The following is an 11,160-nucleotide window of genomic DNA, read 5'->3' as shown; positions in this document are numbered from 1 at the left end:
CCACTAGTGTTTCTCGGATGGCGACTCTGAACCCGAGCCCGCCAGCGGCGGCGCGCTATCACGGCGATCAGGCCGTGGCGCCCGGGATGCTCGACTTCGCCGTCAACGTCCGGCACGCCCAGCCGCCGGAGTGGCTGATGCGCCGGCTGGCCGCACGGCTGCCCGACCTGGCGCGCTACCCAAGCCGGGCCGACGTGCACGCGGCACAGGACGCCGCCGCCGAGCGGCACGGCCGCACCCGCGATGAGGTGCTGCCGCTGGCCGGCGCGGCCGAGGGCTTCGCGTTGCTGCCCAACCTCCGCCCGGCCCGGGCGGCGATCGTGGCGCCGTCGTTCACCGAGCCGGCCGTGGCGCTGGACGCGGCCGGGCTGCCGGTGCGGCACGTCGTGCTGGAGCCCCCGTTCCGCCTGGACGGCGCGCGGGTGCCCCACGACGCCGACCTCGTCGTGGTGGGCAACCCGACGAACCCCACCTCGGTGCTGCACACCCGCGAGCAGCTGCTCGCGCTGCGCCGGCCCGGCCGCATCGTGGTGGTCGACGAGGCGTTCGCCGATTCGGTACCCGGCGAGCCGGGATCGCTGGCCGGCGACGCGCTGCCCGACGTGCTGGTGCTGCGCAGCCTGACCAAGACGTGGGCGCTGGCCGGGTTGCGGGTGGGCTACGCGCTGGGCGCGCCGGAGCTGTTGGCGCGGCTGACCGCGCAGCGCGCGCACTGGCCGGTGGGGACCCTGCAGCTGACGGCCATCGCCGCCTGCTGCGAGCCGGGGGCCGTCGCCGAGGCGGCGGCCGGTGCGCTGCGGTTGGCCGAGCTGCGCGCCGAGATGGTGGCCGGCCTGGCGTCGGTGGGCGCCGACGTGGTGGAGGGCCGCGGTCCGTTCGTTCTGTTCCGCATGCCCGACGCCGCTCGGATCCGAAACGGCTTGGAGCGCAGGGGGATTGCCATTCGCCGATGCGACACCTTCGTCGGCCTGGACGACCGGTACCTGCGGGCGGCGGTGCGACGGGACTGGCCGCTGCTGGTCCAGGCCATCGCGGAGGTGGCCCGGTGAGCGTGCGCCTGGCCGACGTGATCGAGGTGCTCGACGAGGCGTACCCGCCGCAGCTGGCCCAATCGTGGGATTCGGTCGGGCTGGTGTGCGGCGACCCCGGCGACGCGCTGGACTCGGTGACCGTCGCCGTCGACGCGACACCGGCCGTCGTCGACGAAGTTCCCGACGGCGGGCTGCTGCTCGCCCATCACCCGTTGCTGCTGCGCGGGGTGGACACCGTGGCGGCCAGCACCCCGAAGGGCGCGCTCGTGCACCGCCTGATCCGCACCGGCCGTTCGCTTTTCACCGCGCACACCAACGCCGACTCCGCCTCGCCGGGGGTGTCCGACGCGCTCGCCGACGCCCTCGGCCTCACCGTCGAGGCCGTGCTCGAACCGCTCGCGGCGGCGGGCGATCTGGACAAGTGGGTCGTCTACGTGCCGCGGGAGAACGCGGAGGCGGTGCAGGAGGCGGTGTTCGAGGCCGGCGCCGGCCACATCGGCGACTATTCATACTGCAGCTGGAGCGTGAGCGGCATCGGGCAGTTCCTGCCGCACGAGGGGGCCTCCCCGGCGATCGGCAGCGTCGGCAGCGTCGAACGGGTGCCCGAGGACCGGTTCGAGGTCGTCGCGCCGGCGCGGGCCCGGGCGAAGGTGCTGGCGGCGATGCGCGGCGCCCATCCGTACGAGGAGCCCGCGTTCGACATCTTCGCGCTGGTGCCCCCGCCCAGTGACGCGGGGCTGGGCCGGATCGGCACGCTGGCACACCCGGAACCGCTGCGCAGCTTCGTCTCCCGCGTCGGCGCCGCGCTGCCGCGGACCTCGTGGGGCGTGCGCGCGTCCGGGGACCCCGACGCGCCCGTGTCGCGGGTCGCCGTGTGCGGCGGCGCCGGGGATTCGCTGCTGGCCGCCGCGGCCGGCGCGGACGTGCAGGCTTATGTGACCGCCGATCTGCGGCACCATCCGGCCGACGAGCATCGCCGGGCCTCGGACGTGGCCCTGGTCGACGTGGCACACTGGGCGAGCGAATTCCCGTGGTGCGAGCAGGTCGCCGGCATCCTGCGGTCCCGTTTCGGGGAGGCGCTGCCCGTGCGGGTGTCCACCATCCGCACCGACCCCTGGACTCTGGGGCATCTTGGCTTCGACGGGGAGGGACGGGGTGAACAGCCATGAAAGCTGAGGTCGCACAGCAACTTTCGCTACTCGAGTTGTCGAAGCTGGACGCCGAGCTGTCTCGCATCGCGCACCAGGCCACCCATCTGCCCGAGCAGGAGGCCGTGGAGCGGATCCGGGCCGACCACACCGCCGCCGCCGACCGGCTGGGCGCGCTGCGAATTGCGTTGGAAGACTTGGACGCCCAGGTGTCCCGGTTCGAATCCGAGATCGAGGCGGTGCGGCAACGCGAAGACCGGGACCGCTCCATGCTCAAGTCCGGTGCGACGGACGCCAAGCAACTGTCGGACCTGCAGCACGAACTCGAGACGCTGCTTCGGCGGCAAACCAGTCTCGAGGATTCGCTGCTGGAGGTGATGGAGCGCCGCGAGGAGCTGCAGGCTCAGCTGGACGGCGAGCAGCGTGCGGTCGAGGCGCTGCAGGCCGAACTGGCCGGCGCCCAGCAGGCCCTTGACGCGGCGGTCGCCGAGATCGACGAGGCCCGCCAGGTTCGCTCGTCGCGACGCGACACCTTGTCCGCCGGACTGGATCCCGCGCTGGCCGCCCTGTACGAGCGGCAGCGCGCCAGGGGAGGGCCGGGCGCCGGGCCGTTGCTCGGGCATCGGTGCGGCGCCTGCCGGATCGAGATCGGCCGCGGCGAGCTGTCCCGCATCTCGGCCGCTCCCGAGGATGAGCTGGTGCGCTGCCCGGAGTGCGGCGCGATCCTGTTGCGGGTCAAGGGGTTCGACCAGTGAAGGTCGTCATCGAAGGCGACGGCGGGTCGCGGGGCAACCCAGGACCAGCTGGGTACGGCGCGGTGGTGCGCAGCGCGGACCGCTCGACGGTGCTGGCGGAGACCAAACAGGCGATCGGCGTCGCGACCAATAACGTCGCCGAATACCGGGCGCTGATTGCGGGTTTGGACGACGCCCTGCAGCTCGGTGCGACCGAGGCCGAGGTCTTCATGGACTCCAAGCTGGTGGTCGAGCAGATGTCCGGGCGGTGGAAGGTCAAGCATCCCGACCTGATCGAGCTCCATGCGCAGGCACGAAAGCTGGCGTCGCGGTTCGACCGAGTCTCCTACGCCTGGGTGCCGCGCGCCCAGAACTCGCACGCCGACCGGCTGGCCAACGAGGCGATGGACGCCGCGGCGGGTATCGAGAAAGACACGCCCGTTGCCGAGCCGGCGAAAAGCGTTGCGGCCGAGGCCAGGACGTCGCCCGGCTGGACCGGGGCGCGGGGCGCGCCGACCCGGCTGCTGTTGTTGCGGCATGGGCAGACGGAACTGTCGGTGGAGCGGCGCTACTCGGGGCGCGGCAATCCGGCGCTGACGGAGGTGGGGCGCCAGCAGGCCGGGGCGGCCGCGCGCTACCTGGCGGAGCGCGGCGGGATCGCCGCGGTGATCTCCTCGCCGCTGCAACGGGCCTACGACACCGCGGCGACGGCCGCCAAGGCACTCGGGTTGGACGTCACGGTGGACGACGACCTGATCGAGACGGATTTCGGGGCGTGGGAGGGGCTGACGTTCACCGAAGCGTCCGAACGTGATCCGGAACTGCACCGGCGCTGGCTGCGTGACACCAGCACGACGCCGCCGGGCGGGGAAAGCTTCGACGCCGTGCTCGACCGCGTGCTTCGGGTGCGCGAACGGGTCATCGAAGCACACCAGGGTGCGACGGTGTTGGTGGTGTCCCACGTGACGCCGATCAAGATGCTGCTACGGCTGGCGCTGGACGCCGGGCCGGGGATCCTGTACCGGCTGCATCTTGACCTGGCGTCGCTGAGCATCGCAGAGTTCTATGCGGACGGGGCGTCGTCGGTGCGGCTGGTGAACCAGACGGGTTACTTGTAGGGCGATAAGGGGGCGATGGATGCAGCCGTCACAGCCACTCGATGAGCCCGTTCCCGCGGACGTGCGGGAGCGGGTGATGGTGGCGGCGCTCGATGAGCTGGCCCGCTGGGGTGTCGAGCGGTTCAGCATCGAGGCCTTGGCGGAACGCCATCACCTCGATCCCGCGATGATCCACCGTTACTGGGGCACCCGGCAGCGGCTCATCGTCGCCGCGGCCCTGGCCGACGCGGAGGCCTACAGTTCGATAGCCGACACCGGCTCGCTGCGCGGCGACCTGCTGGCGTTGGCCCGGAAGCTGGCCGATCGGATCAACAGCCATGCGGGTCGCGCGTTCATGCGGGCGCTGGTCATGGACCGTCGTGGACCGCACGACGAGGAGACCCGAATGAAGGTGTGGGAGGCCCGTTTTGCCGTGGTGCGGGAGGTCGTCGACCGGGCCAGGAAGCGCGGCGATTTGCGTGACGATGTCAACACCCTGGCCGCCGTACAGATCGTCCTGGCGCCGTTGAACGTTCGCGCCCTCTACTCCGACGCGCTCGTCGACGATCGCTATTGCCAGGCGGTCGCCGAGATGGCGTGGCACGCGCTGGTCAAGCGGGAGTGAACTCGACCGGCAGCGCAGCCGGAGAGCGAAACGCGACGCCCGCGACGTGCGGTGCCGGCGCGCTCGGGTCCAGCCTCAAGTCCGGCAGCCGGTCGAGCAGCGCGTCGATGGCCACCGTCCCCTCCATCCGCGCCAGGTGCATGCCCAGGCACAGGTGCGGTCCGCCCCCGAAGGTCAGGTGGGCGACGTTCTTGCGGGTGGGGTCGAAGCGGTCCGGGTCCGGGTAGCGCGCCGGGTCGCGGTTGGCGGCCGCGACGCTGACGCTGACCGTGGCGCCCGCCGGGACCGCGACCCCGCCGAGCTCACAGTCGCGGACCGCCCGTCGTACCACCGTGGTGATCGGCGGCTCCCAGCGCAGCGCCTCCTCGAAGGCGCCGCGCAGCATGCCGCGATCGGCCCGCAGCTGCGCCAGCAGAGCCGGCTCCGTGAGCAGCGCCACCAGCAGGTTGCCCGACGCGCGGTAGGTCGTCTCGACGCCGGCGGGCAGGATCAGCAGCAGGAACGCGAAGATCTCGTCGTCGGTCAGGCGGGTGCCGTCGATCTCCGACTCGGCCAGCGTGCTGATCAGGTCGTCCTGCGGGCGGCGCCGCCGCTCGGCGAGGATCTGCGCGAGGTAGGTCTTCAGCTCCGCCGACGCGGCCAGCCCGCGTTCCCAGTCGTAGACCACGTTGAGGAGCTCGATCGACAGCCGCTGGAAGCGCGGGTAGTCCTGTCGCGGCAGGCCCATGATGCGGGCGATGACCTGGACGGGAAACGCGAAGGTGAACTCGCGGGCCAGCTCGGCCCGCCCGCGCGGCGCGAACCGGTCGATGAGCTCGTGGACGACCACTTCGACGAGCTCGGCGCGCCAGCGCTCCAGCAGTGCCGTGCGAAACGACGGCGACACCAGCGCCCGGCTGGCGCGGTGCTCGGCGCCCTCGAGCTCGAGCAGCGTGACGCCCATGACCGGGCCCATGATCTGGTCGTAGATCGACGACGAGAACGTCTCGGGGTGGGTGAGCACCGTCTGGCACTCCTCGTATCCCAGGACGGTCACGCCGAGCTCACCCACCTGCGGGGCGCTGACCTCGGCGAAGGGATTTCCGATCATCACCCGATGCTGCTCGCGGGCCTCGCGCAGCCGCTCGTGCACGTTCTCGACCTGCAGGAGCAGCCCGCCCTGCGGGGGGTCGAATTCGGGTGTGCTCACGAGGCTTTGACCGTCTCGGTGTCGCGGCCGGAGCGCAGCACGGTGCCGGGCAGGGCGCCGGTGGCGACTCCGTCGCGGCACACCTCGACGCCACCGACCAGCACCGAGGTGATCCCGTACGCGTCGGCGACCAGCCGCGGCGCGCCGGCGGGCAGGTCGTAGCGGGTGCGCTCGGGCCCGTGGTCGATCGTGGCCGGGTCGAACAACACCAGGTCGGCGTGCCAGCCTTCCTCGATGCGGCCGCGTTCGGTCAGCCCGTAGAACCGGGCCGGCACGTCGGTGATCAGCCGGACCGCCTCCTCGAGTGTGACGACCTGATGCTCGCGGACGCCTTTGCTGAGCAGGGCTGTGGTGTAAATGGCGCCGCACATCATGTCGAGGTGGGCGCCGGCGTCCGAGCCGCCGATCACCGCGCCCGGGTGGCGCCACACCTCGGCGCGCGCCCGCCAGTCGGCCGCGTCGTCACCGGTCAGCGGCGGGGACAGGCCGGTGCGCAGCTCGTCGGCGATCACGATGTCCAGCAGCGTGTCGAAGGGCTCGCCACCCCGGACGGCGGCGATCTCGCCGACGCTGCGGCCGGTCGCGTCGGCGTTCTCCGGTGCGAACGTCTCGACGATGACGAGCCGGTCCCATTGCGCCAGGCCGCGCAGCATGCCCGCCTCCTTGGAGGCGGCGCCGTCGGCGAGGCGGCGGCGCACCGCCGGATCGGCAAGCGCGACAAGGCGTTCGGGCACCGGCAGGTGCATCGTGTCGCGCCAGCCGGGCAGCCCGTCGAGCACGAAGCCGGACAGGAACGACAGCCGGATCTTCATGGCTTGGGGCAGGGTGAGCGCGACCACCCGGCCGCCGCGTTGGGCCGAGGCGTCGAAGGCGCGCAACTGCTTTTCGTGCCCGACCGGGTTGGCCGCCGAGACGCCGAGCAGGTTCCAGTTCAGGGGGCGGTCCGCGGCCGCCGACATGTCGGTCAGCAGCGCGATGTCGTCGTCGGTGAAGCCGGACAGGCAGCCGGCGATGATGGCCTCGAGCGTGGTGCCCGGATGGTCGCGCAGCGCCGCCGCGAGGGTGACCAGCTCGTCGCGCGATGCGCTGCGCGACGGAACCGGTTGTCCGGCACCGTCGTTGTGGGTGGGCGACTGGGAGGTCGACAGCCCGAGCGCGCCGGCGCCCAACGCATCGTGCAGCGCCGCGACCATCTTCTCGATGTGTTCCGGGCCGGCGTCGCAGCCGACGGCATCGGCGCCCATCGCGGCCAGCCGCAGCGCCGAATGGCCAACCAGGAAACCGGCATTGACCGCGGTTCGGCCGTCGAGGCGGCCCAGCCAGTCGCCGAACGATGCCCAGCCCCAGTCCAGACCGGCCCGCAGCGCATCCAGGGGCATGCCCTCCACCCGCGCCAGCATCCGGGTGAGGTAGTCCTGTTGGTCGGGCGGCGCGGGCGCCAGCGTGAAGCCGCAGTTGCCGCCGAAGACGGTGGTGACGCCGTGCTGCACCGACGGGCTGGCGGTCGGGTCCCAGAACAGCTGCGCGTCGTAGTGGGTGTGCAGGTCGACGAACCCCGGCGCAAGTGTCTGCCCTTGGGCGTCAATGGTTTTGGCGGCCAGGTCATCGACTTCACCGACGGCGGCGATGCGCCCGCCGCTGACGCCGACGTCGCCGCGGCGGGCGGGCGCGCCGGTGCCGTCGACGATCTCGGCGTCGCGGATCAACAAGTCAAGCACTTGCGGCCTCCTACGCTCTGGCGAGCCACGCGTCGTCGGGCAGCGGGTGGCGGAACAACTGTGCGGCGTTGCGGTGGGTGATCCGTGCCGCGTCGTCTGCCGACAGGCCGGCGACGTTGCGGGCCACCACCTCTTGGGTGTCGGGCCACGTCGAGTCGGCGTGGGGATAGTCGCTTTCGACGAGGATGCGTTCGGCACCGATCGCGTCGAGAGCGCCGAACGCGTGCGGATCGTCGATCGAGCAGAACCAGAAGTTGCGCCGCAGCACTTCGCTGGGCAGCAGGTCGCTCTTCCATGCGCCGCCCTCGTGGCCCGAAGCGGAGTGCGCCAGAACGTAATCGGCGCGGTCGCCGAGCATGGCCGCCCAGCCCAGACCGCCCTCGGCCAGCGTGATGTTGAGCCCCGGGTACCGCACCGGGATGCCCGACCACAACATGTCCGCGCACGCGACGAGGCCGTTCACCGGGAACAGGGTCGTGATGGTTTCAAATGGCGTGTCCGGGGCGGGAATTGGCGCCCACTGCGCTGATCCGGTGTGCAGGCACACCACGGTGCCGGTCTCCTCGCAGGCGGCGAAGAACGGATCCCACGCGCCGCTGTGCAGGCTCGGGATCCCGCATTGCGCCGGCAGCTCGGGGAAGCTCACGGCCTTGAAGCCGCGCGCGGCGTTGCGGCGGACCTCGTCGGGCGCGAGTTGGGGGTCGGCCAGCCATGGCAGCTGCAGCGGGATGATCCGGTCGGGATAGGCGCCGGCCCACGCCTCGAGATGCCAGTCGTTCCAGGCCCGCAGGGTGGCCAGGCCCAGCTCCAGGTCGTCGCTCTTCCAAAAGACGGTGCCGGCGAAGCCGGCGATCAGCGACGGGAAGTTCAGCGACGCCCAGATGCCGGCGAGGTCCATGTCGGCGATGCGGGCGTCGACATCCCAACAGCCGGGCCGCATCTCGTCGAACCGGGCGGCCTCCATGCTCCATTCCTCGCGGGGTCGCCCGATCACCGCGTTGAGGCCGATGTTGGGATACTCGCGGCCCTCGTAGCGCCACACCTGGCGCCCGTCGGTCTCGACGACTTTCGGGGCGCGGTCCGCGACGGCGGCGGGCAGCCGGCCGACGAACATGTCGGGCGGCTCGACGACATGGTCGTCGACCGAGATCACGACATGCTGTCGCTGCCGTGGATCGGGGTCTGGCAGCAGCGCCATACGTTCTGACTATCGTCGGTTTTGCCGCCCTGTCAATGCTATCTATGCAATGAATATGAAGTTGGCAGTGCCGGCCGGGCGCGTGGCCGAGCCTGGTGTGCGCCGAGCCTGCCTCCAGAGCGAAGATTTTGCGAATTTTTCGCGCTCAGCGCAGTCTCGAAGGCCTCAGGACAATTCTCGCCCGCGGGAAGGAGCACCATGACCGAGCTCATCGATCCGACCAAGACGTTCCGGCTTATCGAGGAGCGGATCGCGAAGACCACCAATCCGCGGCATCTGCTGATGCTCAGGCGCCTGCTGGACCACGCCATGGGCGAGGCCCAATTGGATCTCGATCTCGTGATGTCGACCCTCGCCCCGGACCCTCGGTACGTCGCGTGGGGAGCACCCGACGATATGAGTCCGGTGGGGCGGCAGGCAGTCCGACGCTTCTACGAAGAGACGATTGTCAAAGGCGGCCAGTGGTTCCTGGAGTTGGAGATGGACCGAATCGTGGTGGACGACGACACGATCGTCACCGAAGGCGTTATGCGTTCCCTCTACTACGGCGCCGACGCGGCATCGCGAGGCTTTCCCGTTGATGACCGAAACGCCTTCTATCTGCTGACGCTACGCATGCTGATCGTCTGGCCGTTCGATGCCGAGGGCTTCATCAAGGGCGAGGAAACTTACAGCGCCATTACGACGCCCGACTTCCTCACGAAAATCGAGACATCCCAAGTGCCAGACAGATTCCGCGACTTCGTCGGCGCGCGTTGAAAGTCGCGTTCTAATGACCGGGGTCGAATTCGATGGGCAGTGTCATGGGTCCGCTCAGCCCGGTGAGGGGCTTCCACGGAGCCGGACCGGTGCGCCGGGCGTGGGGCATGCGGCGCGTCATGACCGCCAGGGCTTCGGCCAGCTCGAGTCGGGCCAGGTTGGCGCCTAGGCAGTAGTGCGTGCCGGCCCCGAACGTCTGCATCGGCGGGGCGCCGTCGCGGGTGATGTCGAGGCGATCGGGTTCGTCGTAGACGGCGGGGTCGCGGTTCGCGGCGGCGGTGTTGGCGATGACCACCGTGCCGACCGGGATCGCCACCCCGGCGATTTCGACATCCTCGAGGGCGATCCGCAGCGTGGCGGCCGCGATCGGTGAATGGCGCATCGTCTCTTCGACGGCGTTACCCGCGAGCTCGGGACGCTGGGCCAGCAGCTCCCACTGGTCGGGGTGCTCGCACAAAGCGTGCACGGAGGCCGCCAGCTGATTTCGGGTGGTGTCGGTGCCGGCCATCAGCAGGCCGGCCGCGAGCATCCGAAGCTCGTCGGCGCTGAGGCGATCGCCGTCGTCCTCGGCGCGGATCAGATCCGAGACCAGGTCGTCGGTCAGCGAGTGCCTCCGCTGGGCGACCATCTCGTCGATGTAGGCGTCGAGTTCGTCCCATGACGCGAGGATGGCGCGCTGGTGGGCGGCGACGTCCCAGCTGAACGCCTTGAAGATGACGTCGGTCCAGTCCGAGAACAGCTGCCAATCCTCGGCCGGGGCGCCCAGCAACGCGCAGATGATCGGGATCGGATATTGGCGCGCAATGTCGGTGACCACCTCGCAGCGGCCGGTGGCGGCGTGGCGGTCGACCAGTTCGTTGATCACGTCCGCGATCGTGGTGCGCAGCCGCGCGGTGGCTCGTGGTGTGAAGGCCTTGGACACCAATCGGCGTAGCCGGTGGTGCTCGGGCCCGTCGAGGCTGATCAGGTTCGTGGCGACCCGCTCCCACAACGGGCCACTGGTGATTCCCTGGGAGGCCAGGAACATGCCCTGCGGCACGCGGAACCGGGGGTCGCGCAGGACGGTCCGCACCAGCTCGTAGGTCAGCAGCTCGGGCCCGTGCGGGCCGATCGCGATGGGGGCCAGGCGCCGGGCCGCGTGGAGGATTTCGTGCGCCTCATCGGGGCTCTGGCAATGCTCGTAATCGATCGTCGGTAGGCCGGCGTCAAACACGCTCGGGTGGATCGGTGCATCAACCGCGATGGTCATGGTCGTCCCCAGAGGTCGTCGGTGCGGTGCCTTCACCTCGAAGTGTTGGTGGCGGGGGAGCGCGTCACACGCGTAGTCGACTACCCCAGTTTGTGTTAGGCGGTTGTGTAGTCAGGGCTTTGCGTGTGAGTCCAGGGCGCGGATCTCGCGACTTTTCCGCCACCGGTACACACGCGACGCCGTGAGCGCACACCGGCGTAGCCTCCCTATATGCGAAGGGCTTTCGTCGTCACGCTGGCATTCGGGGTGATCGTCGCGCTGTTCGGCCTCATCTGGGCACTTCAGGGCTTCGGAGTGCTCCTCGGCAGCCCGATGAGCAACACCACGACCTGGTCCATCATCGGGCCCATCACGGTGCTCATCGGAATAGTGATCGCGGCATTGAGCTGGCGGAAGCTCTCGTCAAAGTAGC

At 70.5% G+C, this 11,160-nt stretch carries 11 protein-coding genes; 7 read left to right on the top strand and 4 right to left on the bottom strand.

Going from position 1 to position 11,160, the window contains the following annotated elements; translation table 11 throughout:
• Positions 1 to 17: 17 nt before the first annotated feature.
• The 5 genes from cobC to A9X00_RS22475 are packed head-to-tail and all read left to right on the top strand — an operon-like array spanning position 18 to position 4,635.
• Positions 18 to 1,049, top strand: a complete 1,032-nt coding sequence (cobC, locus tag A9X00_RS22495) for an Rv2231c family pyridoxal phosphate-dependent protein CobC (RefSeq protein ID WP_067158543.1) — start codon at positions 18 to 20, stop codon at positions 1,047 to 1,049.
• A complete protein-coding gene (locus A9X00_RS22490) occupies positions 1,046 to 2,200 on the top strand; it encodes a Nif3-like dinuclear metal center hexameric protein (RefSeq protein ID WP_067158541.1) in 1,155 nt (384 codons plus the stop codon). The genes cobC and A9X00_RS22490 overlap by 4 nt, the downstream gene beginning before the upstream one ends.
• Positions 2,197 to 2,934, top strand: a complete 738-nt coding sequence (locus A9X00_RS22485; RefSeq protein ID WP_067158539.1) for a zinc ribbon domain-containing protein — start codon at positions 2,197 to 2,199, stop codon at positions 2,932 to 2,934. The genes A9X00_RS22490 and A9X00_RS22485 overlap by 4 nt, the downstream gene beginning before the upstream one ends.
• Positions 2,931 to 4,031, top strand: a complete 1,101-nt coding sequence (locus tag A9X00_RS22480; protein WP_067158537.1) for a bifunctional RNase H/acid phosphatase — start codon at positions 2,931 to 2,933, stop codon at positions 4,029 to 4,031. The genes A9X00_RS22485 and A9X00_RS22480 overlap by 4 nt, the downstream gene beginning before the upstream one ends.
• A 19-nt stretch (positions 4,032 to 4,050) precedes the next feature.
• Positions 4,051 to 4,635 (top strand): TetR-like C-terminal domain-containing protein, encoded by a 585-nt coding sequence (locus tag A9X00_RS22475; protein ID WP_082975442.1) that lies wholly within the window; start codon positions 4,051 to 4,053, stop codon positions 4,633 to 4,635.
• Here A9X00_RS22475 and A9X00_RS22470 read toward each other — a convergent pair.
• Genes A9X00_RS22470 through A9X00_RS22460 form a run of 3 tightly spaced genes read right to left on the bottom strand, consistent with a single transcriptional unit; the run spans position 4,622 to position 8,740 of the window.
• The gene (locus A9X00_RS22470; protein WP_067158534.1) at positions 4,622 to 5,824 is read right to left on the bottom strand and encodes a cytochrome P450; all 1,203 of its coding nucleotides are present in this window, start codon (positions 5,822 to 5,824) and stop codon (positions 4,622 to 4,624) included. The two genes, A9X00_RS22475 and A9X00_RS22470, sit on opposite strands and share 14 nt — an antisense overlap.
• Positions 5,821 to 7,542 carry an amidohydrolase family protein gene (locus tag A9X00_RS22465; protein WP_067158532.1) on the bottom strand — a complete coding sequence of 574 codons (1,722 nt, stop codon included), beginning with the start codon at positions 7,540 to 7,542 and terminating at the stop codon, positions 5,821 to 5,823. Before A9X00_RS22465 ends, A9X00_RS22470 begins: the two co-directional genes overlap by 4 nt.
• A gap of 10 nt (positions 7,543 to 7,552) precedes the next feature.
• Positions 7,553 to 8,740, bottom strand: coding sequence for an amidohydrolase family protein (locus A9X00_RS22460; RefSeq protein WP_067158530.1), 1,188 nt, complete (start codon positions 8,738 to 8,740; stop codon positions 7,553 to 7,555).
• A gap of 198 nt (positions 8,741 to 8,938) precedes the next feature.
• Here A9X00_RS22460 and A9X00_RS22455 point away from each other — a divergent pair, with 198 nt between their 5' ends.
• The gene (locus tag A9X00_RS22455) at positions 8,939 to 9,499 is read left to right on the top strand and encodes a nuclear transport factor 2 family protein (protein WP_067158528.1); all 561 of its coding nucleotides are present in this window, start codon (positions 8,939 to 8,941) and stop codon (positions 9,497 to 9,499) included.
• Positions 9,500 to 9,509: 10 nt separating this feature from the next.
• On the opposite strand, the gene A9X00_RS22450 is transcribed toward A9X00_RS22455, so the two are convergent.
• Entirely contained in the window at positions 9,510 to 10,748 is a 1,239-nt protein-coding gene (locus A9X00_RS22450) for a cytochrome P450 (RefSeq protein ID WP_067158526.1), read from the bottom strand.
• A 210-nt stretch (positions 10,749 to 10,958) separates the two neighbouring features.
• Here A9X00_RS22450 and A9X00_RS22445 point away from each other — a divergent pair, with 210 nt between their 5' ends.
• On the top strand, positions 10,959 to 11,159 hold the full coding sequence (locus A9X00_RS22445; protein ID WP_067158524.1) for a hypothetical protein: 201 nt from the start codon (positions 10,959 to 10,961) through the stop codon (positions 11,157 to 11,159).
• Position 11,160: the final 1 nt, after the last annotated feature.

The sequence above is a fragment of the Mycobacterium sp. 1245805.9 genome, from assembly GCF_001672915.1.
Lineage (GTDB): Bacteria > Actinomycetota > Actinomycetes > Mycobacteriales > Mycobacteriaceae > Mycobacterium.
The sequence above is the reverse complement of the archived record's forward strand: the minus strand, read 5'-3'. Positions and strand labels throughout refer to the sequence as shown.